The sequence below is a fragment of the Streptomyces sp. CC0208 genome (genome assembly GCF_003443735.1).
In the GTDB taxonomy this organism is placed as follows: domain Bacteria; phylum Actinomycetota; class Actinomycetes; order Streptomycetales; family Streptomycetaceae; genus Streptomyces; species Streptomyces sviceus.
The window spans coordinates 1,941,833-1,965,938 of sequence record NZ_CP031969.1 but is presented as its reverse complement, the minus strand read 5'-3'; the positions used below and the strand labels follow the sequence as shown (position 1 = coordinate 1,965,938).

The window sequence follows — 24,106 nt, the reverse complement described above, 5'->3', positions numbered from 1 at the left end:
CTCGTCCGGTCTCGATCAGGTCACATTGAAAACAGACCGGAATCCCTCGTACTCTATCGCTCACCGGCACGGGCACGGGCACCTCACCGTCCGTCATCGCTTCGGAGGAACGAGGGGAAACATGCCAGAGTTACGGCAGTTCGCGCAGGCCCGGCCCGGTGCCGGGCCCCTGACGGCGACCGTACCCCGGGAGTTCGTGCACCGCGTGGCCGTCGCGGAGATCCTCCTCACCGGCTGGGCCAGGACGGACACCGACCGGTTCGCCATCACCGCACAGTGGCCGCGCGTCCATCAGTTACACGTGTCTCCGGACCGCTCGGCGTACGAGCCGCTGTTGGTCGCAGAAACGGTCCGCCAGTGCGGGGCGCTGCTCGCCCACGCGGAGTACGAGGTCCCGCTCGGCCATCAGTTCGTCCTGAAGGAACTGCGGGTCGACACCCGCCCGGAACACCTGGCCGTCGGCACCGCACCCGCCGAACCCGTCATCGACATCACCGCCGCGGAGGTCCGCCGCCGCGCCGGCCGCCCGGCCGCACTGCGCTACGACGCCGCCGTACGCCTGGGCGGTGAGCGGGTCGCGACCGGCCGTATATCCGTGACCTGGACGAACGAGTCCGTCTACCGCCGGCTGCGCGGGGGACGTACCGCCGACGTCGGTGCCCTGCGACTGCCGCGGCCGCTGCCACCGCCGCTGCCCGCCGACACGGTCGGCCGGGCCCTCGCCGCCGACGTCCTCCTTTCGCCCGCCGCACGCCCCGGCCGTTGGCGGCTGCGCGTGGATACCGCTCATCCTGTTTTCTTCGACCATCCCCTGGACCACGTCCCCGGCATGCTCCTGCTGGAGGCCGCCCTCCAGACCGTACGGGCGCACGGCGGGCGCGAGCGCCGGGTGCCGACGTCGTTCCACGCCACGTTTCACCAGTACGCGGAGCTCGACCAACCGGTCTGGACGGAAGTGAGCGGGGAGGACGGCACCGACGTACAAGTGATCGCGCGGCAAGGGGAGTCGGTGGTCTTCGAGTGTCTGGTGGGTGCCGTCGCAGGGTGAGTTATCGTGTACAGGGAGTAAGAAACAAACGGCATGACCCGTTCTTTTCCGTACCAGGAGTGTGCAGTCGATGCCGAGGCAGTTACGCGCTGAACAGACCCGAGCGACGATCATCACGGCCGCCGCCGATCTGTTCGACCGTCGCGGCTATGAATCGACCAGTCTCAGCGACATCGTCGCGCACGCCCGAGTCACCAAAGGCGCGCTGTACTTCCACTTCGCGGCGAAGGACGACCTCGCGCACGCGATCATGGAGATCCAGTCGCGGGCGTCGCGGCAGCTGGCGGGGGACGTGGACGCCCGGGGGTACACCTCGCTGGAGGCGCTGGTCCGCGTCACCTTCGGGATAGCGCGCCTGTCGGTCGAGGGACCGGTGCTCCGGGCCGGGCTGCGGCTCGCCACAGGGGGAGTCGAGGTACGGCCGCCGCTGCGGCACCCGTTCACGGAGTGGCTGGACCTGGCCACGGGGAAGCTGCTGGGGGCGGTCAAGGAGGCCGACCTCCACCCGGACACCGATGTGGACGCGGTGGCGCACTCGCTGGTGTGCTTCTTCGTCGGGACGCGGGTGGTGGGACGGCATCTGGAGCCGGTGGGACGGCAGCCGCGGCGGCTCGCGGAGATGTGGCACGTGATGATCCGGGGGCTGGTGCCGGTGCCTCGGCGGGCGCGGTATCTGGCGCTGGTCAGTCAGCTGGAGCAGGAGTCCCGGAGCAGCGGGTGAGCGTGTTCCTGGCTACAGTCGGTCCATGTCTATGGGCGCCGCCGTCATCCTCGGCAACGAACCTGGTTCCTTCCCGTACAGCGTGCTCGCCGAACGGCATCCCGCGATCATCGAGCAGGTGCGGGAGGCGTTCCCCTACGGCCCCGAGCAGCACCGCGCACTCGACGCGCTGCTCGACAGCTGCACGAAGGGTGTGATCGAGCCGCTTCCCGGCGGGGCGTGGGCCGAGTGGGGGATCGGCGGTTACCTCGGGCAGTCCTGGTTCGACGTGCCGTGGCTCTGGTCCGAGAGCCACTTCTACCGGCGGCTCCTCGACGCCGTCGGCTACTTCGGGGACGGACCCTGGCACGGCATCGACCCCTTCCGGCCCTCCAAGCTCGCCGAACTCGACTCCCCGGAGACGGACCAGGAGTTGACGGCGCTGGACGAACTCGCCGCCCTGCCGGTCGAGGAGCAGGGCGCGGCCCTGGTGCACGGGTCGCTGTGGGGCAACCGTGCCGACCTCGGGTTCCGGCTCTCCGACGGGGCGGCCGAGGGGCGGGACGCCGTACCGGACCTGGTCGTCGACGACAGCGAGCGGCTCCGGTCGCTGCTCGATGGTGTCGGCACCCTGTGCCTGATCGCCGACAACGCCGGACGCGAGCTCATCCCCGATCTGCTTCTCCTTGCCCACCTCCTCGAACACGGCCGTGTCGAGCGGGCCGTACTGCATGTGAAGCCGTACCCCTACTACGTCTCCGACGCCACCACCGCCGACGTGGTCGACGCGCTGCGCCGGCTCGTGCGGGCGCCGGGGGAGGCCGCCGGGTACGGGCGCCGGCTGTGGGACGCCATGGCCGACGGGCGCCTCAGGGTCCGCGCGCACGCGTTCTCCTGCGCTCCGCTGCCGTACGCGGACATGCCGGACGACCTTCGGGCGGAGATCGGCGGCGCCGCGCTCACCGTCCTGAAGGGAGACCTCAACTACCGGCGTCTGGTGGGTGACCGGTGGTGGGCGCCGACCACGCTGTTCGCCGACGCGACGGCGTACTTCCCGGGACCGGTCGCCGCTCTGCGCACCCTGAAGTCCGATGTGGTCACCGGTCTCGACGGGCGTACGGAGGCCGCGCTGGACGAGGCGGAGGGGCGGCGCTGGCGGACGAGCGGGACCCATGCGCTCATCCAGGTCCGGCCCTGAGGAGCGTTATGCTGCCGACGTGCACCGGTGGGCTGCCCTACGTCCCGCCGACGGGCAGCGAAAGAGGACGTCATTGACCCCGCGGTACCTGCGCAATCCTGGGGAGCCCGTCTACGACGTGGACGCGCGGCGCTACGTCGACGTCACGGACGCCCGTGACGAGCCCGACCTGCATGACGTGTTCACGGACATCTACCGCACCAACCGCTGGGGCTCCGACGAGACCCGCTCAGGACCGGGCTCCGAGCTGCAGCGCATGAAGCGGGTCATCGGCCGACTCGGCGCACTCATCGAGGACTTGGGCGTCCGCTCGGTGCTGGACGCGCCCTGCGGTGACCTGAACTGGATGCAGCACGTCGAACTGCACGGGGCCACCTACCTCGGCGGGGACGTCGTCGCGGAGCTCGTCGCGGCCAACCGCGCTCACCACCCCGGCCCGGGGCGGGAGTTCCAGCTGCTCGACTTCACCGCCCAGCCCGTGCCGCGCGTCGATCTCATCGTGTGCCGGGACGCCCTCGTGCACTTCTCCTACCAGCATGTGGTGGAGGCGCTGACCCGCTTCCGGGAGAGCGGCTCGCGCTATCTGCTCACCACGACCTTCTCCCGGACGCCCGTCAACACCGACATCGTCACGGGCTGGTGGCGGCCGATCAACCTGCGCCTTGCCCCCTTCGGTCTGCCCGAACCGCTGCAGGTCATCGGCGACGACGAGTCCGACGACTTCTACGACGACAAGACGCTCGCCCTGTGGGAGCTGGCGCAGATCCCGGCGCACTTCCCGGGCTACGAGCCGGTGGCCGCCGAGTCGGGATCCCTGGGCGCCTGATCCTCGGACCGCAGACGGGCCAGGGCTTCCCGGGCGGCCAGGGTCCGTGGATGCCGTAACCCCAGCACCTCCTGGCAGGCATCCCGCACCTCCGTGAACTCCGCCTCGGCAGCCGCGAGTTCACCCTTGAGGCAGAGCAGTCCTGCCAGGTTGTGCCGTACCGACAGGGTGCCCGGGTGCCTCGGCCCCAGCGTCTCCACGCAGTCCGTGAGCACCGTGCGGTACTCCGCCTCCGCCTGCTCGACGTGCCCGCGCAGATGCAGGACGTGCGCGGCGCCATGCCGTACGGACAGGGTCAGCAGGTGCTGTTCGCCGAGGACGGTCCGCCGGGCCTCGTAGACCTCCCTGAACTCCTGTTCCGCGGCGGCGAGTCGGCCCTGGTCCTTGAGCAGGTCGGCGAGATTGTGACGGACCGCGAGCGTGCCCGGGTGGCGGGGGCCCAGGGTCTGCACGCAGTCCGCGAGGACCGTGCGGTACTCGGTCTCGGCCCGGTCGGTACGGCCCCGCAGATGCAGGACGTGCGCGGCGCCGTGCCGTACGGACAGGGTGAGCAGGTGGTGTTCGCCGAGCACCTCCCGGCGCGCCGCGTACACCTCCCTGAACTCCGTCTCGGCCGCCTCCAGTTGACCCCGTTCCATCAGCAGGTCGGCCAGGTTGTGCCGGACCACCAGGGTGTGCGGGTGCATGTCGCCGAGCAGCCTGCGCCGGACCTCGAAGACCTCCCGGAACTCGGTCTCCGCGTCACCGGGCCAGCCGCGGTCGCGCAGCACGGTGGCCAGGCCGTGCCGGGCGGCCACGGTCTCGGGATGGTCCTCGCCGTAGGCGTCGGCGCGCAGCCGGAGCACCGTGCGGAACTCGTGCTCGGCCTCCACGAGCAGGCCGCGGTCACGCAGGACGTCCGCGAGGTCGTGACGGACGGCGAGCGTGCCCGGGTGGCGCTCGCCCAGTACGTCCGCGCACACCTGGAGCGTCTCCCGCAGCTCCTGCTCGGCCTGGCGGAACATGCCCCGTTCGTGCAGCACCTGGGCGGTGTCGTGCCGGGCGGACAGCGTGTCGGGGTGGCGGTCGCCGAGCGCGTCGCGGTAGGCGTCGAGCAGCAGGCGGTGCTCCTCCTCGGCCTCCGCGAGCAGTCCGCGCTGCTGGGACATGCGGGCCACGCCCTTGCGGGCGGCCAGGGTCTGCGGGTCACGTTCGCCGAGCAGGGTGCGACGTGTCGCGTACACCGAGCGGTACTCGACCTCGGCCTCCGCGGGCCGGCCCCGGTCGCAGAGCAGCTCCGCGAGGGCGTACCGGGCGTCGGCGGTCTCACCGGAGCCGTCGCCGAACAGGGCCCGGGTGTCCTCCAGAACGGAACGCACCAGCGTCTCGGCGGCGGCCAGCCGGCCCCGCAACTGGAGCAAGTGGGCGGCCGCGGACCGTACTTCGAGCGCGTCGGGGTCCCGTGGACCGCACGCGAGCACCACCGGCTCGCACGCCCCGAGGACCTCCTCGGCCCGGTCCAGCCAGCCCCGCCGGATCAGGTGCCTGGCCCCGGCCGCAGCCGCCCGCAGGGCCTTGGAGACCAGGTCGTCCTCGGCCTCGTACGGGTCGCCGATCAGGGCCAGCGGGGCGTCGCAGTGCGGGAGCAGCAGCCGCCAGCGCGGCCAGTCGGCCGGGTCGTCCTCGCTGAGCTCGGCGGTGGCGCAGACGACCAGGTCGGCGACGACGGCCGCGTACTCCCGCATGTGCTCGGCAAGGTCCCGTTGGAGCCGGCCCGCGTCCCGGACCAGGGGGTGCATCAGCAGGGTGCGCGTGTGGTCGTCGCCGCCGCGCGGGGTGTGGAGCTCGACCAGACCGAAGTCGGCGAGCGAGGTGAGCGCGGTGTACAGCTCCTGGGGTGTGACGCCGGGCAGCACCGACGACTCCGCCAGCCGGTCGGGGCGTAACAGGCCCAGCAGTGGCACCGGCGCCTCGCCCAGACAGCACAACAGCCGCATCAGCGGCCGGGCCTGGACGATGCCCCGCCGCTCCAGGAGGTCCAGCGACAGCTCCCAGGTGCCGGTCACCGGGACGGAGTAGTTGCTGCCCTGCCGCCCGGGCGGGCGCTCGTCGAGGAGTTCGGCGAAGCGCTCGTCGAGGGCCACGCGGTAGTCGGCGTACGTCCGCACGGTCGTCGTGCCCGGCCAGGCGGGGAACGCCGAGGCCGCCGCGAGATGCGAGCCCGCGATGCGCAGCGCCAGGGGCAGTCCGCCTAGCCGCCGGGTCAGCAGCCGGGCGTCCTCACGGGAACCGGCCCGCTCCCCGGCGAGGTCCCAGAGCACCTCGGTGGCGTCGTCCTCCTCCAGGGCGTCGACCGAGTGCAGCGTGGCCCACGGCCCCCAGGTCCTCGGGCTGCTGTCCCGGCTGGTGATCAGTACCAGGCCGGGCAGCTCCGCGGCGGGCCGGATCCAGCCCCTGCCCTCCGCCAACCGCCCATACGGCGCCAGGTGTTCGGGCTCGTCGGCGTTGTCCACCACCAGCAGCCACGGGCTCGCGGTGTCGCACAGCCGCCGCCAGAGCAGGTCGGTCGCGCTCGAACGCCCCGACCAGGCACGGTCGATGAGGTCCGCGGGCGTGCCAAGGGCCGCCACCACCTCGCGCATCCCGGCGCTCAGCGTGGCGGGGTTCTTCGCCGTCACCCACCACACGTCGACGTTCAGCGCGGCGGCGTAGGCGGCGATCTCCAGGGCGACCGTCGTCTTCCCGCTCCCGCCCATGCCGTGCAGCACCCGCACGCCCGAAGTCGGTTTGCCCACCAGCTGTTTGAGCGTGTCCAGGAGCGGCTCACGGCCCCGCACCCGGCGGTCGAGCCGGCCCAGGGGAGGCGCGACGGTCAGCGCACCCGGGGCACGGACGGGCTCCAGCGGGGCCGGAGCCTGCTGGACCTGGATGAAGACCGGACGCGCGAGGCCGGAGAACTCCTGGACGAACTCGGCCAGCAGACCGGACAGATCGGGATTGCGGGCCAGCAGACCGCGCAGGGTGGTGTCCCACTCCTGCCGCTGCTCCCGCAGCATGATCTCCTGCCGGGCCGGCGGTGCCGCGTCGAGCTCCGCCCGTGCCCGGTCCAGCCGCTCGACGTCCTCCCGCCGCAGGAACCGCGCCATCCGCTGCCGGGCCGCCTGCCAGGCATCCGTGGTCATCAGCCCGACCATCGTGCCCGCGGCGGCTGCGGCGGTCTGGGTGAACAACTCTGCCCCGAACATCGAGGACCCCCTGTCGGCACACACCTCGACGGCTACGTCCGAACCCCTCTCCCGTCCTCAGGTTCTCATGTCACACGGACAAGAAGGGACTTGATACCGGGATGAGCGGCGGGTGTCGCCTTGTTGGCCCGCTTCCAAGCCGTCGCCGCCCACCCCGGCCTCCTGCGCGGGCTGGTCCTCGTCCTCGCCGTCGGGGTATGGGAGGTGGCTGCCAGGGCCCGCGGGAGCGTCTACTTCCCGCCCCCGGACCACATCGCGCGCCATATCGACGAGCTGTGGTTCGACGGGCCCGCCCGGCACCTCTTCGCATCCTCGACCGCGTCGGGCTGTCCGGCGCCGCCCGCCGCCACCCCTGGCAGCTCTCCGGCGGTATGCAGCAGCGCGTCGCCATCGCCCGTGCCCTGGTCTGCCGCCCCACCCTCCTCCTGATGGACGAGCCCTTCGGCTCCCTCGACGCCCAGACCCGCGAGGACCTGGAGGACCTGCTCCTGGCGGTCCACCGCACCGACGGCACGACCATCGTCTTCGTCACCCACGACATCGACGAGAGCGTCTACGTCGGCGATCGCGTCGTCGTCCTCTCCCCGGGCCCCGGCTCCAGGATCGTCCTGGACCTTCCGGTCCGGCTCCCCGGGCGACGGGACCAGATCGCCACCCGGGGACTGCCGGAGTGCGTCGCGCTGCGGGCGGAGGTGGGGCGGGCGGTCCGCAACCAGGGCGTTCAGGACAGCGGCAAAGGAGTTCAGGGCGCCTGGACGACTGCCCCGCCACCCGGAGGCCACAAGTCCCCCCGCGAACCCTAGTGTTCAGTCCGGATTTCACGCGATGGTGTGATCATGTGTGCCGTGACGGATGCCTGCACAGGGCCCTGGGTAGGGCCCGGCTCATGACGCAGCAGCCCTTCGAACTCCCGCACTTCTACATGCCGTATCCCGCGCGGCTCAACCCGCACGTCGAGGAGGCCCGCGCCCACTCGACCGTGTGGGCGCGCGAGATGGGCATGCTGGAGGGGTCAGGGATCTGGGAGCAGTCCGACCTCGACGCGCACGACTACGGCCTGCTCTGCGCCTACACACACCCCGACTGCGACGGCCCCGCCCTCTCGCTCATCACCGACTGGTACGTGTGGGTGTTCTTCTTCGACGACCACTTCCTGGAGACCTTCAAGCGCACGCAGGACCGCGCCGGGGGCAAGGCCTATCTGGACCGGTTGCCCCTGTTCATGCCGATGGACCTGTCGACCCCGATGCCCGAGCCGGAGAACCCGGTCGAGGCGGGCCTCGCCGACCTGTGGACGCGGACCGTACCGTCGATGTCCGTGGACTGGCGCCGCCGCTTCGCCGTCGCCACCGAGCATCTGCTCAACGAGTCCCTGTGGGAGCTGTCGAACATCAACGAGGGGCGCATCGCCAACCCCGTCGAGTACATCGAGATGCGCCGCAAGGTCGGCGGTGCCCCCTGGTCGGCCGGTCTGGTGGAGTACGCGACGGCCGAAGTACCGGCGGCGGTCGCCGGATCACGACCCCTGCGCGTACTGATGGAGACCTTCTCCGACGCCGTCCACCTGCGCAACGACCTGTTCTCCTACCAGCGCGAGGTCGAGGACGAAGGCGAACTCAGCAACGGCGTCCTCGTCCTGGAGACCTTCTTCGGCTGCACCACCCAGGAGGCCGCCGACACCGTCAACGACGTCCTCACCTCCCGCCTCCACCAGTTCGAGCACACCGCGCTCACCGAGGTCCCCGCGGTCGCCCTGGAGAACGGCCTCTCGCCGGCCGAGGTGACCGCCGTCGCGCGGTACACGCAGGGCCTCCAGGACTGGCAGTCCGGCGGCCACGAATGGCACATGCGCTCCAGCCGCTACATGAACGCCCGCGCCGACACCACCTCCCCCTGGCAGGCCCTGACCGGCCGCGGCACCTCGGCCGCCGACGTCGGCGCCCTGCTCGCCGCGGCCGGCGCCGAGCGGCTGCGCGCCCACACGCATGTGCCGTTCCAGAAGGTCGGCCCGTCCCTGCTGCCCGACTTCTACATGCCGTTCCAGGTCGAGCACAGCCCGCACCTGCCCGGTGCCCGCCCCCGACTCGTCGAGTGGGCGCACCGCATGGGCATGCTCCAGGAGGGCGTCTGGGACGAGGACAAGCTCGCCGCGGCCGACCTCCCGCTGTGTTCGGCGGGTATCGACCCGGACGCGAGCCCCGAGGCCCTGGACCTGAGCTCGCACTGGCTGGCCTGGGGGACCTACGGCGACGACTACTACCCCCTCGTCTACGGCGGCCGCCGCGATCTCGCCGCCGCCCGGCTCACCACACAGCGCCTTTCGGACTGCATGCCCCTGGACGGCGAGCAGACCCTCGTCCCCGTCAACGCCATGGAGCGCGGCCTGATCGACCTGTGGGCCCGCACCACCGCGGAGATGACCCCCGACCAGCGGCGCACCCTCAAGGACTCCGTGAACGTGATGACCGAGAGCTGGCTCTGGGAGCTCGCCAACCAGATCCAGCACCGCGTCCCCGACCCGGTCGACTACCTGGAGATGCGGCGCGCCACCTTCGGCTCCGACCTCACCATGAGCATGTGCCGGATGGGCCACGGCCCCGCCGTCCCGCCGGAGGTCTACCGCAGCGGTCCCGTGCGCTCCCTGGAGAACGCCGCCGTCGACTACGCGTGCCTGCTCAACGACGTCTTCTCCTACCAGAAGGAGATCGAGTACGAGGGCGAGGTCCACAACTCGATCCTCGTCGTGCAGAACTTCTTCGGCATCGACTACCCGACCGCGCTGCGTGTCGTCCACGATCTGATGACCCAGCGCATGCAGCAGTTCGAGCATGTCGCCGCCCATGAACTGCCCGTCGTCTACGACGACTTCGCGCTCTCGGAGAAGGCTCGCGAGGTCATGCGGGGCTATGTGACCGACCTCCAGCACTGGATGGCGGGCATCCTGCACTGGCACCGCACGGTCGACCGCTACAAGGCCGACCACCTGGCCCGCCGCACCCACGGCTTCCTCCCGGACCGCCCGCCCGCGCTCCCCATGGCGGGCTGACCCGCCGGCCGCGGAACCGCCGTCCGGACAGGCGGGTGCCCCTGTCCCTGGCGCGGCCTCACGGCGGTCCGTCCGGGACGCCTGGTTCCACGCGCCCGCGCGGCGGCCCGCGCAGGGCGGTCCGTTGGCGGGGTCCGTTAGTGGCGGCCTGCCGGGGTGGGTCTGTTGTCGGGGTCCGCTGGTGGGCGCTTGCCGGGGCCGGTCCGTCATCCAGGTCCGCTGGTGGGGGCCTGCCGGGGCCGGTCTCTCGTCCGCGTCCGCGCGTGGTGGTTCGCCGGGGCCGGTCTGTCGTCCGCGTTCGCGTCCGCTCGCGGCGGTCTGCCGGGGCCGGTCCGTCGCGGGCTGGCGGCCGCCCGCGCGGCGCTCACGGAGAGGCCCACACCGGCTGACGCTCTCCGCGCGCGGGGTGCGTCACACCGCCTGACGCGCCCCGATCCCGGCGTGCTGCACGGCCGCGGCCCGCGCTGACGGCCGGACGACCAGGTGCGGGCGCGAGCCGTTGCCGGAGAGTTCGGGCCGGCACGGCGTGGCCAGGAAGAAGCGGGGTTCCGGGAGTTCGGCGATCCGGCCCCGGCCCTCCTCGCCCGGCCACCGTTGCCGGCCACCGAGGGTTGCCGGGTACGGAGTCGCCGTGCCGGTCTCCCGCTCGCGGGTCGGGCACCGGACGTAACCGATGTACGCGAGCCGACCAGGCCAGTCGGCGGCGGACTTCGCCGACCTCCCGGCTCCCCACCCCTGCCCGCCCTTGCCCGCTCCTGACCCCCCGTCAGTCTCACTCGTTCGTGGCTCGTCGCGCGCCGCTGTGCCGGGTAGACACCAGCCGGTGGTGATCCAGCCGGAGGCGATCCATGGAACAGACTGCGTTGCGTCCCAAGCCGATGCCCGGTCAGGAGCCGGGCGGTGGCAGAAAGCCCGCGCCCGCCCGGCGCCCGCACGCCGCGCGCCGGCGCGGACGCCGGCTCACGACCCTGCTGTTCGGTCTGTTCGTCGCGGCCGTCCTGGTGCTGTCGGGGGTGGGTCTCGGGACGGTGGGCGCCACCGTGGTCGGCATGAGCAGACTGGCCGAACTCCGACGGCAGGCCCTGCCTCACCTGGACGGCCCGTCCGCCCCGGCGCACCCTGGCACCGCCCCGTCGTCCACGGCGCCGACGACCGCCCCCTCGCCCGTGCCCGTCGTCGCGACCCTCGGTCTGGAGGCCGTGGACGCCGAGAAGGCGGGTGCGCTGGTGGTCGGCGTCCACGTCCCCGGCCCGGGCTACACGGCGGGCCTGGTCCGCGGTGACGTACTCCTCGCCTTCGGCCGGACCCGTATCGACACGGCCGGCGACCTCGCGCGCGCCGTCGCCAGGGCCCGGGCCGGTCGCGAGGTCGAGCTGACGGTCCGGCACCGCAGCGGCGGCTACCAGCAGCTGACGGCCGTACCGGGAGTGGTCACCTGAGGGGCCGGCCCCGGCCCGTGCTCACGTGACCACCCGGAAGTGCGTGGTGAGCCGTCGCTCGTCGTCCAGCACATGAAAGGCCAGCCCCACCGGAGCGTCCCGGTCCGCGATCTGTTCGCCCTCCCAGGGCAGCCGGAGCGTCCAGGTCACTCCGGGGCCGACGACGAGGGGCCGCCCGGCGAACACGGTCGCCGCGGGCGTGTGCGCGTGACCGGTGATCAGACCGGCGACCTCGGGTCGCCGCTCCAGCAGCGCGGCCAGTCGTCCGGGCCCGTTCAACTGGTAGGAGTCGGGCAGCGGGTGGTGCAGCGCCACCGGTGGATGGTGGAAGGCCAGCAGTGCCGGAAGCCTCCCGCCGAGTTCGTCGAGCGTCGCCTCGATCCAGTCGTACGTCTCCTCGTCCAGCGCTCCTTCGTCGTTCCCCGGGATGCTGGAATCGCACATCAGTACCGCACCGCCGTCGAAGACCCGCACCTCGTTCACCGGCCCGTCGGCCGCGGGCCGCCGCAGCAGGGCCTTGCGGTACGGGGCGCGGCTGTCGTGGTTGCCGGGGCAGGTGAGCACCGGGAACGGCGGGTCGCCCTCGTACAGTCCCAGGATGCGCGCGGCCTCCTCGTACTCCGCCTCGGCGCCGTGATCGGCGATGTCCCCCGTCACCAGCAGGGCGTCCACCCGCCCCGGCAGCCGCCACAGCCGGTCACGCACCCGCTCGGCGCGCTCCGTCGCCCGTGCGGTCCCGTCGAGATGCAGATCGCTGATGTGTGCGAGCACGAGCACGCCGTATCCCCCTGTCTAATGGTTGTATGCGATTCAAGCATTAGGCGTCAGGTTCGATCAAGATGCTCTCGTCAGCCGGCACGGGGAAAACCACTGGTCCGGGTCCGGCCGCCGGCGCCACGATGACCGCATGCCGACCACGCTCATCGCCTTCCTGGGGGCCTGCACCCTCATCGCCGCGTCACCCGGGCCGAGCACCGTGCTGATCATCAAGCAGTCGCTGCACAGCAGACGCTCCGGCTTTTTGACCGTGCTCGGCAACGAGACGGGCGTGTTCGTCTGGGGTGTCATCGCCGCGCTCGGCCTGACCGCCCTGCTGACGGCCTCCGAGATCGCCTACGACGTGATGCGGATCGGTGGCGCGGTCGTGCTCGTCGCCTTCGGCGTCCAGGCGCTGCGACAGGCGAGCCGCGCCAGGGGGACCGACGAGGACAGCGGCTGGGAGAGCACCGGCAGGACCGGCTGGGCCGCCTACCGCGCGGGACTGCTGCTCAACCTCGCCAACCCCAAGGCGGCCGTCTTCGCCCTGTCCTTCCTGCCGCAGTTCGTGCCCGAGGGCGCCCCGCACCTGCCCACCATGGTCGGGCTCGCCGCACTCTGGGCGGTCTACGAGATCGGCTACTACGGCCTCTACGTGTGGTTCGTGGGCCGGCTGCGGGCCGTGCTGTCCCGCGCGGGCGTGCGCCGACGCCTGGAGCAGGTCTCCGGGGGCGTCCTGCTGCTCCTCGGCGTCCGCATGGCCCTGGAGAGCTGACACACGCCCGGCGCCCCGTCCGGTCCGTCGGAAAGACGTGTCGACCGGCTCGCGCGCCCCTCGCCGTCCGGGCAGGATGCTGCCCAAGACCATCACCGCCCAGGGAGGCCCGGATGACCGGCACCGCAGCGCCCTTCGCCGCCGACGACTACAGAGCCCGCATGGAGCGCGCGGCACGGTCGGCCGCAGAGGCCGGGTTCGCCGGACTCCTCGTGGCTCCCGGCCCGGACATGGTCTGGCTCACCGGCTACTCGCCCACCGCCGTCACCGAACGGCTCACCCTCCTGGTCCTGGCCCCCGGGCAGGACCCCGTCCTCGTGGTGCCCACCCTGGAGGCCCCGGACGCCGCCAAGGCCGCCGGCGCGAGCGCCCTGACCCTGCGGGACTGGACCGACGGCAAGGACCCGTACGCCGCCACCGCCGCCCTCCTGGGCGCCAACGGCCGGTTCGGCATCAGTGACAACGCCTGGGCCATGCACCTGCTGGGCCTCCAGAAGGCCCTGCCCGGCACCTCGTACGCCTCCCTCACCGAGGCCCTGCCGATGCTCCGCGCCGTCAAGGACACGGCGGAACTGGAGCTCCTGGCGGCCGCGGGAGCCGCCGCCGACGCCACGTTCGAAGAGATCCGGAAGGTTCCCTTCGGCGGCCGCAGGGAGTCGGAGGTGGCCGCCGACCTCGCGGACCTGCTGCGTCGCTTCGGCCACTCCCAGGTCGACTTCACCATCGTCGCCTCGGGCCCGAACGGCGCCAACCCGCACCACGAGGTGGGGGACCGGGTCATCGAACGCGGCGACATGGTCGTCCTCGACTTCGGCGGCCTCAAGGACGGCTACGGCTCCGACACCTCCCGCACGGTCCACGTCGGCGAACCCACCGACGAGGAACGCCGGGTCCACGACCTCGTGCGCGCGGCGCAGGAGGCCGGCTTCCGTGCCGTACGGCCCGGCGTGCCCTGCCAGGAGGTCGACCGGGCCGCCCGCGCGGTCATCGCCGACGCCGGGTACGGCGAGTACTTCATCCACCGCACCGGCCACGGCATCGGCGTCACCACGCACGAACCGCCGTACATGATCGAGGGCGAGGATCAGCCCCTCGTGCCGGGCATGTGCTTCTCCGTGGAGCCCGGCGTCTATCTGCCTGGCCGTTTCGGGGTACGCATCGAGGACATCGTCACGGTCACCGAGGACGGCGGCCGCAGGCTCAACGACACCACCCGCGAGATGGTCATAGTGGACTGACCGAGCCCCCAGGAGCCCTCCACCCCTCGAACGACTACGGCGCGACATGACCCAGGCACCGACACCCACCGCGGACACGGTCCGCCTACTGGTCCGTTCCCTGCTCAAGGCCGGCACGCCCGACGCCGGCGGGCCCGAGGTCCGGCCCGTCGCCGACGGCGGGCACTTCACCTGGTGGATCGGCACCCGCCACGTCCTGCGCCTCGCCGGCGACCGGGAGGCATCCCTGCGCAGACGCCGTGAACTGCGGCTGCGCGACCTCGTCCGCCCGCACATGCCGGTCGCGGTGCCGACCAGCGTGGCACAGGGCGAGTGGGCGCCCGGGCTGGCCTACACGCTCGACACCAGGCTGCCCGGCGGGTCGGCCGAGGAGCACGACGTGTCCGCCGTCGGCGAGGCCGACCTGGCCGGCCTGCTCACCGGGCTGCGCGAGGTGCCGCTACGGCAGGCCGAGGCGCTCGGCGTCCCACGCGTCGCCCCGCGTTCCCTGGAAGCGCTGCGCCGGGAGGCCGGCCGGGCCGCCGAACTCCTTCACGCGGCCGACGAGTTCGACCCGGCCCGGCTCCAGCAGCTCACCTCGCCGGGCGCGGTCCAGCTCGCCGCGCAGCCCGGCAGCGCGGTCCTGGTGCACCACGCCCTGACCGGCGACCACCTCGTGATCAGCGGCGACGGCCGGGTGCGCGGTGTCCTCGACTGGACCGGCACGGTCGTCGGCGACCCCGCCGAGGACATCGCGGGCCTCGCGCTGGCCGTCGGCTCGCCCGCCGCCGTCCGCGCCGCGACCCTGGCCGGGTACGGCGCCCGCCCCTGCCTGCGCGGACTGTGGCTGGCCCGCTGCGACACCGTGATCCGCCTCGCCGCGGGCCTGGACAGGCGGGCCGCCGAGCCCCTGCCTCTCCTGCGCACCCGGCTGCGGCGGGCCTGGGAGGCGATCCTGCTGGAACGCGTCACCGAGCTGCGGGACGAGGAGACGGACGCGGAGTTGTAGGCGGCTCCACCCGGTCTTTTCCACCCTGCTTCCACCCCGGGGCCGAGGCGCGCGACCGTGCCGGAGCCGGACAGTGCACGATCCTGCTGCCACTGGCGCTGATCTGCTGGGCGGCGGCCACCTACCTGCACGACATCCCCACCACGGGCGACGACCTCGCGCTGATCGCCGTGCGCGGACGCATCCTGCAGACCCGCGTCGGCCGGCAGGGGCGAAACGCCCTGCCGGCTACCCCGTGAACCGGAGGAGTCCCGTCAGGTCAGGCCTGGAGCAGCACCACGCACGACTCCCCGGGCACATGCAGCACCCCGTCCGCGCCCGGCGCCTCCACCGGCTCCCAGGCCGCCAGGACCCGGGCCTCGCGGGGCCCCAGGGGAATGGCTGCCGGCGACTTCGCCAGGTTCACCGCCACCCGGACGTCCCCGCGACGGAAGGCCAGCCAGCGCTGGTCCGCGTCGTAGGCGACCTTGGTGTCGGCGAGGTCGGGGTCGGTGAGGTCCGGCTGCTCGTGCCGCAGCGCGAGGAGCCGGCGGTACCAGGCCAGCACCCGCGCGTGGGGCTCGCGTTCGAGCTCGGACCAGTCGAGGCAGGAGCGGTCGCGGGTCGCCGGGTCCTGCGGGTCGGGCACGTCCTCCTCGGCCCAGCCGTGCTCCGCGAACTCCCGCCGCCTGCCCCGGCGTACGGCCTCGGCGAGCTCGGGGTCGGTGTGGTCGGTGAAGAACTGCCAGGGCGTGCCGGCCGCCCACTCCTCACCCATGAACAGCATGGGGGTGAAGGGCGCGGTCAGCACGAGCGCCGCCGCACAGGCCACCAGGCCGGGGGAGAGGGACGCCGCAAGCCGGTCTCCTTGGGCGCGGTTGCCGACCTGGTCGTGGGTCTGGGAGTAGCCGAGCAGCCGGTGCGCCGCCACGCGCGTGGGGTCCAGCGGACGCCCGTGGCTGCGGCCGCGGAAGCTGGAGTAGGTGCCGTCGTGGAAGTAGCCGCCGGTGAGGGTCTTGGCGAGCGAGGCCAGGGGCGCGCGGGCGAAGTCGGCGTAGTAGCCCTGGGACTCGCCGGTCAGCGCCGTGTGCAGGGCGTGATGGAAGTCGTCGTTCCACTGCGCGTGCAGCCCGAGACCGCCCTGGGCGCGCGGTGTGATGAGCCGCGGATCGTTGAGGTCGGACTCGGCGATGAGGAACAGCGGCCGGCCCAGTTCGGTGGAGAGGGTGTCGACAGCGGTCGACAGCTCCTCCAGGAAGTGGCATGCACGCGTGTCGGCGAGCGCGTGCACGGCGTCCAGACGCAGTCCGTCGATCCGGTAGTCCCGCAGCCAGGACACCGCGCTGCCCAGCAGATACGTGCGCACCTCGTCGGAGCCGGGGGCGTCCAGGTTGACCGCGGAACCCCAGGGCGTGTGGTGCGTGTCGGTGAAGTACGGTCCGAAGGCGGGCAGGTAGTTGCCCGAGGGGCCCAGGTGGTTGTGCACCACGTCCAGGACCACCCCGAGACCCAGTTCGTGCGCCCGGTCGACGAAGCGCTTCAGGGCCTCGGGGCCGCCGTAGGGCTCGTGCACAGCCCACAGGGAGACGCCCTCGTAGCCCCAGCCGTGCCGCCCCGGGAAGGGGCACAGCGGCATCAACTCGACGTGGGTGATGCCGAGTTCGACGAGATGGTCGAGACGGGCGGCGGCCGCGTCCAGGGTGCCCTCGGGCGTGTAGGTGCCCACGTGCAGCTCGTAGAGGACCGCTCCCGGCAGTGGACGGCCCGCCCACTGCGTGCGCCAGGTGTACCGCTCGTGCTCGACGACGGCGCTGAGTCCGTCCGGGCCGTCCGGCTGACGGCGCGAGCGCGGGTCGGGCAGCACGGGGCCGTCGTCCAGCGCGAAGCCGTACCGGGTGCCGTCCCCGGCCTCCGCCTCACCCCACCACCATCCCGAGCGCTCCGGATCGCGCTCCAACGCGCGCGTGGCGCCCTCGCAATGGAGCGTCACACGGTCGGCCTGCGGTGCCCACACCTCGAACTGCACGGGACGGTTCCCCTTCGTCTGCTCACCGTGTTGTAGCCCGTCCATGGTGCTTCAAACGAGATCAATCCGCCCGAGAATCCTTCCCTTTGCGGCAGGTGTCGTCAGGTGTGCGCCCGGGGCGGCCGTTGTCTCGTTTTCTGGACACCCGGGGTTCACTGCCCGACAATCACCAACGTGACGTCGTCCTTCGAGTTCAACACGTACCCCGCGCGGCTGTCCGACGCGGAGCGCGACAAGGTGCTGAAGGTGCTCCGTGACGGCGTCGCCATGGGCCGCCTGTCACACGACACGTTCGTGCGCCGCATGGAACTGGCCCTCATCGCGCGCCGGTCCGACGAACTCGCCGTGCTCACCGCGGACCTGCCCCAGGAGAGCCGCGTCTCCCGACTGGTGTTCGGTACCGTCGAGGCCGTCTCCGGTTTCACCGTGCGGCTGCGCAGGGCGTGGCAGGCCGAGCGCCTGCCCAAGCTGCTGCTGCCGCACCCCGGCAGCGGCCACGCGCTGCGCATCGGCCGCGACCCGGCGAACGGCCTGCGGCTGACCCACGAGACGGTCTCCCGCGTCCACGCCGAACTCAGCCGGCAGGGCGGTATGTGGGTCCTGCGCGATCTCGGCTCCACCAACGGCACCACGGTCAACGGCCGACGGGTCATCGGCGCCGCCGTCGTCCGCGAGGGTGATCAGGTCGGGTTCGGCCGGATGGCCTTCCGGCTCGCGGTCAACTGAGCCCAACCTCACCTCTGGCCTGGGCTTTACGGGCGGTCGCGGCCCAACGCCCTTTCCTTCGTGCGGTGTTGACGTACCCCTCAAGTCGTGACTGACTGTGCGTACACCGTGTACACCAGGTGAATCGACGGCACCACATTGTGGAGGTGTGCCCTGCCGCCCCTCCTCAGATACCCGACCGTCGACGAACTCGGCGCGCGGGCGGCGGCGCTCGTCGCCCGCCATCCCACAGAGGCCCGGCTGCGCCGCGCCGGCACCTCCCGCGCGGGAAACCCCCTGTGGCTGCTCTCCGTCGGCCACGGCAGCCGTCAGGCCCTCGTCGTGGCCGGCCCGCACGCCAACGAGCCGGTGGGCGGCGGCACCGTCCTCAGACTGGCCGAGCGCGCCCTGGCCGACCCCGGGCTCACCGCAGGGGCCGACGCCACCTGGAACCTGCTGCTCTGCCTCGACCCCGACGGCCTGCGCCGCAACGAGGGCTGGCTGCGGGGCCCGTACTCCCTCGGCCGCTACTTCCGGAACTTCTTCCGGCCCGGCTTCGGCGAACAGCCGGAATGGCTGCCCGACGGCGCGGAGGCCGCCGCCCTGCCGGAGACCCGCACCCTCCTCGCCCTCCAGGACGAACTGCGGCCCTTCCTCCAGTGCTCCCTGCACGGGGTCGACGTCGGCGGCGGCTTCGTCGAACTCACCCGCGACCTGCCCGGTCTCGCCCGGCGCGTCGCCCACACCGCGGCCCGGCTGCGCGTCCCGCGCGAGCTCGGCCCGTACGACACCCTGTACTGGCCGTGTCTCGGCCCCGCCGTCTACCGGATCCCGCCGCCCCGCCGCGGCGACCTGGCCGCCGCCATCACCGAGGCCGCCGTCGAGTCGACCTGGTACCACCCGCACCGGCACGGCACCGTGACCGCCGTCGTCGAGTCGCCCATGTGGGGCGTGGCCGCCGTCGAGGACGGCAGCACACCCGCCGACGCGGCCGCCGTGCTGCGTACCGTCAGCCACACGCTGCGCCGCGACGCGCGGCTCCTGGAGGGCGTCCTGGCGCGGATCCGCCCGCATGTCTCGGCCGCCCCGGACGCGGAGCGACTGCTCGCCCCGGTCGAGGACTATTTACTGGTCTGCCCCGGACTCGCCGACGCCTGGGACCCCGACGTCACCGACGGCGGCCGCCCGATGCCCCCGCTCAGCACCGGTCATCTGGCCGCGCTGCGCATCGCCGGGCGGCGCCTCGCCCTGCGCACGGCCGGGCTCCTGCACCAGCTCGTGATCCGTTCGGGCGCCGACCCGGCCGGAGCGCTGCCGGAACTGGACCGGCTCATCGACCTCTGGTGCGCCGACTACCGCGACGGCTGCGGTGCCCGCTGGATCCCCGTGCCGCGCCAGATCGAGTACCAGTCCCGGGTCGTGCTCGCCGCCTTCGAACTCGCCGTCCGGGACGCGCCCGCGTGCTCCCGTTCGGGTGAGCCGGGGTGGGGATCCGAGCCCGCCGTGCCGATGCATCGGGAATGACCTCCACGAACACAGCGACGACGACAGCGGTACGGCGAGCGGCCCACGTGGCCCTGACGGCGGCGACCGCCCTGCTTCTCGCTGCCGCGGCCCCCGCGACGGCCCGGTCCTCCGCCGGCGGCGACCAGCTCTACCTCATGGTGACCACGGGCGACGGCCGCTCCAGCGACACCCGCGGCACCCTCCTGCTGTGCGACCCGCCCCAGGGCCACAGCCGGGCCGCCGAGGCCTGCGCCCAACTGGACTCCGTCGGCGGCGACATCGACGCCCTTCCGGCCGCGGACGTCTACTGCCCGATGCTCTACGCGCCGGTCACCGTCCAGGCCCGAGGGCAGTGGAACGGCCGACCGGTCGACTACCGGCAGACCTTCTCGAACAACTGTGTGATGGGGGCGCGGACCGGGGCGGTCTTCGCCCTGGACGGCTGACGGCCACGCGCGTGGGGCGAGGCCGGCTCAGCCGGCCCGCACACGCGCGTGCAGCGCCACCGCCACGATCGTGCGGGCCTGGTGCTCGATCTGGTGTTCCAGCGGCACCCAGCGGGCCCCGAACCGCTCCGCGAAGGACTCGCTCCACGCCTCGACGAGCCGTTCCAGACGCGGTGCCGCGCGGTCGTCGGTCTCCCGCAGGACCCGCAGCAGCATGGCCGCGGCCCGCAGCGGCAGCCGGCGGGAGAACGCGTCCACACTGCCGATGTACGCCTTCGTGTCGTCGGCGGGCCGCGTGTGGATCCAGTCCGCGGCCAGCCCCGGCACCAGCTCCAGGCCCCAGGTCGCGGCCCGCAGCAGCGGCCCGCCGACGCCGTCGAGGCGTGGCAGCGCGTCCGCCAGTACCTGATCCACCGCCCGTGACTGACGCAGCAGCCGGCCCGCCAGCCGCCGCATCGCCGCCGCCGGCGCCGGATGCGGCGCCGGATCGTCCACCTGGTCGCTCGCCCACATCGGTACCTCGACCACCGCGGTCAGACCGCCGTAGCGGTGCGCGTGGTACCAGGTGCTGAGCCGCGCGTCGTCCGGCATGCTCGGGTACGCCGCCCCGGCACCCGGCGCCGGCATCACATGCACGCCCGGTCCGGACGCCGGCCAGCCCGCCGCGTCCGAGGCACCCGTCTCCACCGGAATGTGCAGCTCCGCCGCGGACTTGGCGAAGGGCTCGGCGATCCCGGGCACGTCCTTCGTCAACTGCACCCAGCTGCCGCCCAGATCGGTGCCGTGCAGGGTCACCTGGACGTAGGGCCGCAGTGCGTCGATCACCCCGGTCAGGGCACGGGTCTCGGGCGGCAGACGGTCCGGCGGCAGCATCGCGGGCGCCCACTCCGGCTGCTCCGCCCCGGCCGGCCGGAAGAAGCCGAGGTGGTAGTCGAAGAGACTGCGCGGCGCCGGGGTCACATGCAGGCTCGCCCCGTCGGGATCCGCGCACAGCAGGAAGTGCCAGGACGTGTCCGCCCGCAACTCCGGCTCGGCCAGCACCCGCCGGGCCACCGCCAGAGCCGCGGGGCCGCCTGCCGGTTCGTTGGCGTGGGCGCCCGCGACCACCAGGACGGCTCGCCGGGCCTGGCCGACCGACAGCACATGGAGGGGTCTGCCCGCGCGCGAGACACCCACCTGCCACAGTCGGCAGTCGCCGGGCCGCTGTGCGGCCAACGCCCGCGCGGACCACACCAGTTCGGTCACCGTGGGGTAGCGCAGCTCCGGCAGCAGACTCACCCCCGATATGTCCGACCGGCCTCGCATTCCGCAGTACCCCACGGTCTGGTTGGGCTGTCAAGCACGCCATGGGGGAGCCGCCAGGGGGCGCCCAGAAGCATTTACCGGCGCCGGTCAAGCCGTAGGTGCCAACGGGGTTGCCCGCGCCTCCGCGCCCCGCCGCAGCGGGCCCCGGCATCACTGCTGGTGCAGGCCGCGCCCGGCCGGGGTCAGGAACGCCTCGCCGACCCCCCGCCGCCGGCCTCGGCCACGACCTTCACCGTCCCGCCCTGCCCGTGCACCATCCCCTTGGCCCCCGCGGTCAACGGCATGGTGGTCACCCGCGGCACCGTCACGTGTCCACGGGCGAACACACCTCGACCACCGTACGGACGGCCGCCGCCGAGGCTGCCGGTCGGCGAGCCCTGCGTGGTTCTCCCACGACCCGGTCCGCCGCGACTTCGTCGACCAGGAGGGCTTCGAGAAGCTCCTGTCGGCCGCACCGGCCTCGCCCAGTCAGTCCGTGGCGACCCGCTCCAGCAGCGCCACCGGCGACTCGCCCAGGAGCTCCGCCACGCGCGCGTGCCCGGAGAACTCCCGCTCCGGTACCAGCACATCGCGCCAGACGCCCGGCGGCAGCGGCAGCACCGTCTCCCCCCAGCCGCCCGCCTCCGCCAGCCGCAGCGACAGCCGGGTCACCGCGGTGACGACCTCCCCGGAGCGCGCGAACGCCACGCAGTGCGCCGCCGAGGGCCCCTCCGTGGCCAGCGGCGTGTACGTCGCCGCGTCACCGAAGACGTCCGGCCGACGCCGGCGCAGCCGCAGCGCCGCGGCCGTGAGCGCGCCCTTGTCCCCGGAGTCCTCCGGCGGGAACCGCACCGGCCGCCGGTTGTCGGGGTCCACCAGCGCCAGGTACCTGGCCTCCGTGCCCTGGTACACATCGGGCACCCCGGGCATCGTCAGCTGCACCAGGGCCGTCCCCAGCTCGTTCGCCCGGATGTGCGGGTCGAGCCGATCGCGCAACGCGGCCACCTGCTCGCCCTGCGGCCCGCACGGGCCGGCCGTGACGAACCGCGCCACCGCCTCCTCGTACGCCGGTTCCTGCTCCGTCCAGCTCGTGTACAGCCCCGCCTCGCGCACATGCTTCAGCAGCGCCTCCCGCACCCGCTCCGGGGCCGCGGGACCGAGGCCGAACGCCGACTGCCAGGCCGCCCACGCCAGCTGCGCGTCCGGCACACCGTCACCGGTGCGGGTCACCTCGGCCAGCGTGTCCGCCCACCACTCGGGGCACTCGGTGAGCACGGCCAGGGCCGCCCGCACATCGGCACTGCGCTTGGTGTCGTGCGTCGACACCACGGTTCCCGTCAGCGGCCAGTCGCGCTGCACGCGCGTGCAGTAGGCGTGGAAGTCCTCGGGCGAGACGGCAGGGCTCCCGGGATTCCCACCCACCTCCGTCGCCGACAGCAGCGGCACGTACCGGTAGAACGCCGTGTCCTCCACGGACTTGGCCCGCAGCGCCGACGCGGTCTGCGCGAACCGGGTCCGGAACTCCACGTGGTCCGGCCCGTCCCCGGCCCGCCCCAGCACCAGATCCCGTACGACGTCGACGGCGCCCGCCTCCTCGGGGACCACGAAGGCGAGCCGGGCCTCGGCAGCGGTCTCCTCGGTGACGACACGGGCGGCGTCCGAAGAGCCGTAGGGCCGGTAGACCTCCATCCGCACCAGCAGTTCCTGGAGCGCGGTGCGCAGCGCCCAGGGCGCCCGGTCGCGCAGCGCGGGCTCCGACGACGTGGCACACACGCGTGCCGCGACCCGGGTCAGGCGGTCCGTCTCGGCGGCCAGCTCGTGCGTGATCACCTTGTACGCCGCCCGGCGTGCCGTCGCGGCCCAGTCGCCCCCGCGGTCGGTCTGCGGGGCGGCGAACCGCCGGTACTGGCCGAGGAGTTCCCCGAACCCCGCCGGGTCCGTGAACAGCCCGTCGATCTGCCTCAGGGCGTCGTACCCCGTCGTCCCCGCCACGGGCCAGGCCGCCGGCAGCCGCTCCCCGTCCGCCAGGATCTTCTCCACGACCGTCCAGCGCCCGCCGGTCGCCTGGTGGAGCCGCTGGAGGTACGTGTCGGGGTCGGCGAGGCCGTCGGGGTGGTCGACCCGCAGCCCGTCGAGCACGCCCTCGTGCAGCAGCTGGAGGATCTTGGCGTGGGTGGCCTCGAACACCTCGGGGTCCTCGACCCGCACCCCGATCAGCTCCGAGATGCTGAAGAAACGCCGGTAGTTGAGCTCCGTACGGGCCAGCCGCCACCACACCGGCCGGTACCACTGCGCGTCCAGGAGCTGCGGCAGGGGGAGTTCCCCGGTGCCCTCGCGGAGCGGGAACACATGGTCGTAGTAGCGCAGCACCTCACCGTCCACCGTGAGGTTGCCGAGCTCGTCGCCGGCCGGATGCCCCAGCACCGGCAGCAGTACCTGGCCGCCCTGCGCCTCCCAGTCGATGTCGAACCATCGCGCGTAGGGCGACTTCGGGCCCTCCCGCAGCACCTCCCACAGGGCGTGGTTGTGGCGCGGGTCCATCGCCATGTGGTTCGGCACGATGTCCGCCACCAGACCGAGCCCGTGCTCGCGCGCGGTGCGCGACAGTGCCCGCAGCCCGTCCTCACCGCCCAGTTCGTCGCGCACGCGCGCGTGGTCCACGACGTCGTAGCCGTGTGTCGAACCGGGGACGGACTCCAGGACGGGGGACAGGTGCAGATGCGAGACGCCCAACGAGGCCAGGTACGGCACGGCAGCCGCCGCGGCCGCGAACGGGAACTCGGGCTGCAGCTGCAGCCGGTACGTGGCCGTCGGCGCCGACGGGTCGGGTCGCTCAGGTGTCATGCAGACCTACGTACCCGCCTTGCGGCCTTTCGTGTCATCGCATGCTCCATGTGCACGGGACGCGGACGTCGGGACGCT

17 protein-coding genes and 2 pseudogenes are annotated in these 24,106 nt (G+C 72.9%); 13 read left to right on the top strand and 6 right to left on the bottom strand.

Annotation, left to right across the window (positions count from 1 at the left end):
• Positions 1 to 121: 121 nt before the first annotated feature.
• The 4 genes from D1369_RS08945 (at position 122) to D1369_RS08930 (ending at position 3,772) form a co-directional block, all read left to right on the top strand.
• Complete coding sequence (locus D1369_RS08945; RefSeq protein WP_007385477.1) at positions 122 to 1,048, top strand: ScbA/BarX family gamma-butyrolactone biosynthesis protein; 927 nt, start codon at positions 122 to 124, stop codon at positions 1,046 to 1,048.
• 70 nt (positions 1,049 to 1,118) lie between these two features.
• Entirely contained in the window at positions 1,119 to 1,769 is a 651-nt protein-coding gene (locus tag D1369_RS08940; protein ID WP_007385478.1) for a ScbR family autoregulator-binding transcription factor, read from the top strand.
• Positions 1,770 to 1,794: 25 nt separating this feature from the next.
• Entirely contained in the window at positions 1,795 to 2,946 is a 1,152-nt protein-coding gene (locus D1369_RS08935; protein ID WP_007385479.1) for a damage-control phosphatase ARMT1 family protein, read from the top strand.
• Positions 2,947 to 3,019: 73 nt separating this feature from the next.
• Positions 3,020 to 3,772, top strand: a complete 753-nt coding sequence (locus D1369_RS08930) for a class I SAM-dependent methyltransferase (protein WP_007385480.1) — start codon at positions 3,020 to 3,022, stop codon at positions 3,770 to 3,772.
• On the opposite strand, the gene D1369_RS08925 is transcribed toward D1369_RS08930, so the two are convergent.
• Positions 3,730 to 6,996 (bottom strand): tetratricopeptide repeat protein, encoded by a 3,267-nt coding sequence (locus D1369_RS08925; RefSeq protein WP_037901748.1) that lies wholly within the window; start codon positions 6,994 to 6,996, stop codon positions 3,730 to 3,732. The two genes, D1369_RS08930 and D1369_RS08925, sit on opposite strands and share 43 nt — an antisense overlap.
• 305 nt (positions 6,997 to 7,301) lie before the next feature.
• On the opposite strand from D1369_RS08925, the pseudogene D1369_RS08915 reads away from it, so the two are divergent.
• The 3 genes and pseudogenes from D1369_RS08915 to D1369_RS08905 all read left to right on the top strand — a co-directional run.
• Positions 7,302 to 7,799 (top strand): annotated as a pseudogene (locus D1369_RS08915) (ATP-binding cassette domain-containing protein); the annotation flags it as partial.
• Positions 7,800 to 7,882: 83 nt separating this feature from the next.
• Positions 7,883 to 10,042: a germacradienol/geosmin synthase Cyc2 gene (gene cyc2, locus D1369_RS08910; RefSeq protein WP_037901749.1), complete on the top strand. Its 2,160-nt coding sequence runs from the start codon at positions 7,883 to 7,885 to the stop codon at positions 10,040 to 10,042.
• Between the two features lie 848 nt (positions 10,043 to 10,890).
• Positions 10,891 to 11,481: a PDZ domain-containing protein gene (locus D1369_RS08905; protein WP_037901751.1), complete on the top strand. Its 591-nt coding sequence runs from the start codon at positions 10,891 to 10,893 to the stop codon at positions 11,479 to 11,481.
• Positions 11,482 to 11,502: 21 nt separating this feature from the next.
• Here D1369_RS08905 and D1369_RS08900 read toward each other — a convergent pair whose 3' ends face one another.
• Positions 11,503 to 12,258, bottom strand: coding sequence for a metallophosphoesterase (locus D1369_RS08900; RefSeq protein WP_007385485.1), 756 nt, complete (start codon positions 12,256 to 12,258; stop codon positions 11,503 to 11,505).
• A 130-nt stretch (positions 12,259 to 12,388) separates the two neighbouring features.
• Between D1369_RS08900 and D1369_RS08895 the strand changes: the two genes are divergently transcribed.
• The 3 genes from D1369_RS08895 to D1369_RS08885 all read left to right on the top strand — a co-directional run bounded on the left by D1369_RS08895 (position 12,389) and on the right by D1369_RS08885 (position 15,238).
• On the top strand, positions 12,389 to 13,012 hold the full coding sequence (locus D1369_RS08895) for a LysE family translocator (protein ID WP_007385486.1): 624 nt from the start codon (positions 12,389 to 12,391) through the stop codon (positions 13,010 to 13,012).
• Between the two features lie 113 nt (positions 13,013 to 13,125).
• Positions 13,126 to 14,250: an aminopeptidase P family protein gene (locus D1369_RS08890; RefSeq protein WP_118082382.1), complete on the top strand. Its 1,125-nt coding sequence runs from the start codon at positions 13,126 to 13,128 to the stop codon at positions 14,248 to 14,250.
• A 46-nt stretch (positions 14,251 to 14,296) separates the two neighbouring features.
• The gene (locus D1369_RS08885; RefSeq protein WP_118082381.1) at positions 14,297 to 15,238 is read left to right on the top strand and encodes an aminoglycoside phosphotransferase family protein; all 942 of its coding nucleotides are present in this window, start codon (positions 14,297 to 14,299) and stop codon (positions 15,236 to 15,238) included.
• 259 nt (positions 15,239 to 15,497) lie between these two features.
• Here the strand turns inward: D1369_RS08885 and treZ are convergent, their stop codons facing one another.
• A complete protein-coding gene (gene treZ, locus D1369_RS08880) occupies positions 15,498 to 17,243 on the bottom strand; it encodes a malto-oligosyltrehalose trehalohydrolase (RefSeq protein WP_007385490.1) in 1,746 nt (581 codons plus the stop codon).
• 174 nt (positions 17,244 to 17,417) lie between these two features.
• Between treZ and D1369_RS08875 the strand changes: the two genes are divergently transcribed.
• The 3 genes from D1369_RS08875 to D1369_RS08865 all read left to right on the top strand — a co-directional run bounded on the left by D1369_RS08875 (position 17,418) and on the right by D1369_RS08865 (position 19,900).
• Positions 17,418 to 17,969 carry a DUF1707 and FHA domain-containing protein gene (locus D1369_RS08875; RefSeq protein WP_007385491.1) on the top strand — a complete coding sequence of 184 codons (552 nt, stop codon included), beginning with the start codon at positions 17,418 to 17,420 and terminating at the stop codon, positions 17,967 to 17,969.
• A gap of 138 nt (positions 17,970 to 18,107) precedes the next feature.
• Positions 18,108 to 19,472 (top strand): M14 family zinc carboxypeptidase, encoded by a 1,365-nt coding sequence (locus tag D1369_RS08870; protein ID WP_118082380.1) that lies wholly within the window; start codon positions 18,108 to 18,110, stop codon positions 19,470 to 19,472.
• On the top strand, positions 19,469 to 19,900 hold the full coding sequence (locus D1369_RS08865; protein ID WP_118082379.1) for an SSI family serine proteinase inhibitor: 432 nt from the start codon (positions 19,469 to 19,471) through the stop codon (positions 19,898 to 19,900). The genes D1369_RS08870 and D1369_RS08865 overlap by 4 nt, the downstream gene beginning before the upstream one ends.
• 27 nt (positions 19,901 to 19,927) lie before the next feature.
• Here D1369_RS08865 and D1369_RS08860 read toward each other — a convergent pair whose 3' ends face one another.
• The 3 genes and pseudogenes from D1369_RS08860 to treY form a co-directional block, all read right to left on the bottom strand.
• Positions 19,928 to 21,178 carry a M14 family zinc carboxypeptidase gene (locus D1369_RS08860; RefSeq protein WP_007385494.1) on the bottom strand — a complete coding sequence of 417 codons (1,251 nt, stop codon included), beginning with the start codon at positions 21,176 to 21,178 and terminating at the stop codon, positions 19,928 to 19,930.
• 177 nt (positions 21,179 to 21,355) lie between these two features.
• A pseudogene (locus D1369_RS08855) lies at positions 21,356 to 21,498 on the bottom strand (dihydrolipoyl dehydrogenase); the annotation flags it as partial.
• 175 nt (positions 21,499 to 21,673) lie between these two features.
• Positions 21,674 to 24,028, bottom strand: coding sequence for a malto-oligosyltrehalose synthase (gene treY / locus D1369_RS08850; protein ID WP_118082378.1), 2,355 nt, complete (start codon positions 24,026 to 24,028; stop codon positions 21,674 to 21,676).
• Positions 24,029 to 24,106 lie beyond the last annotated feature (78 nt).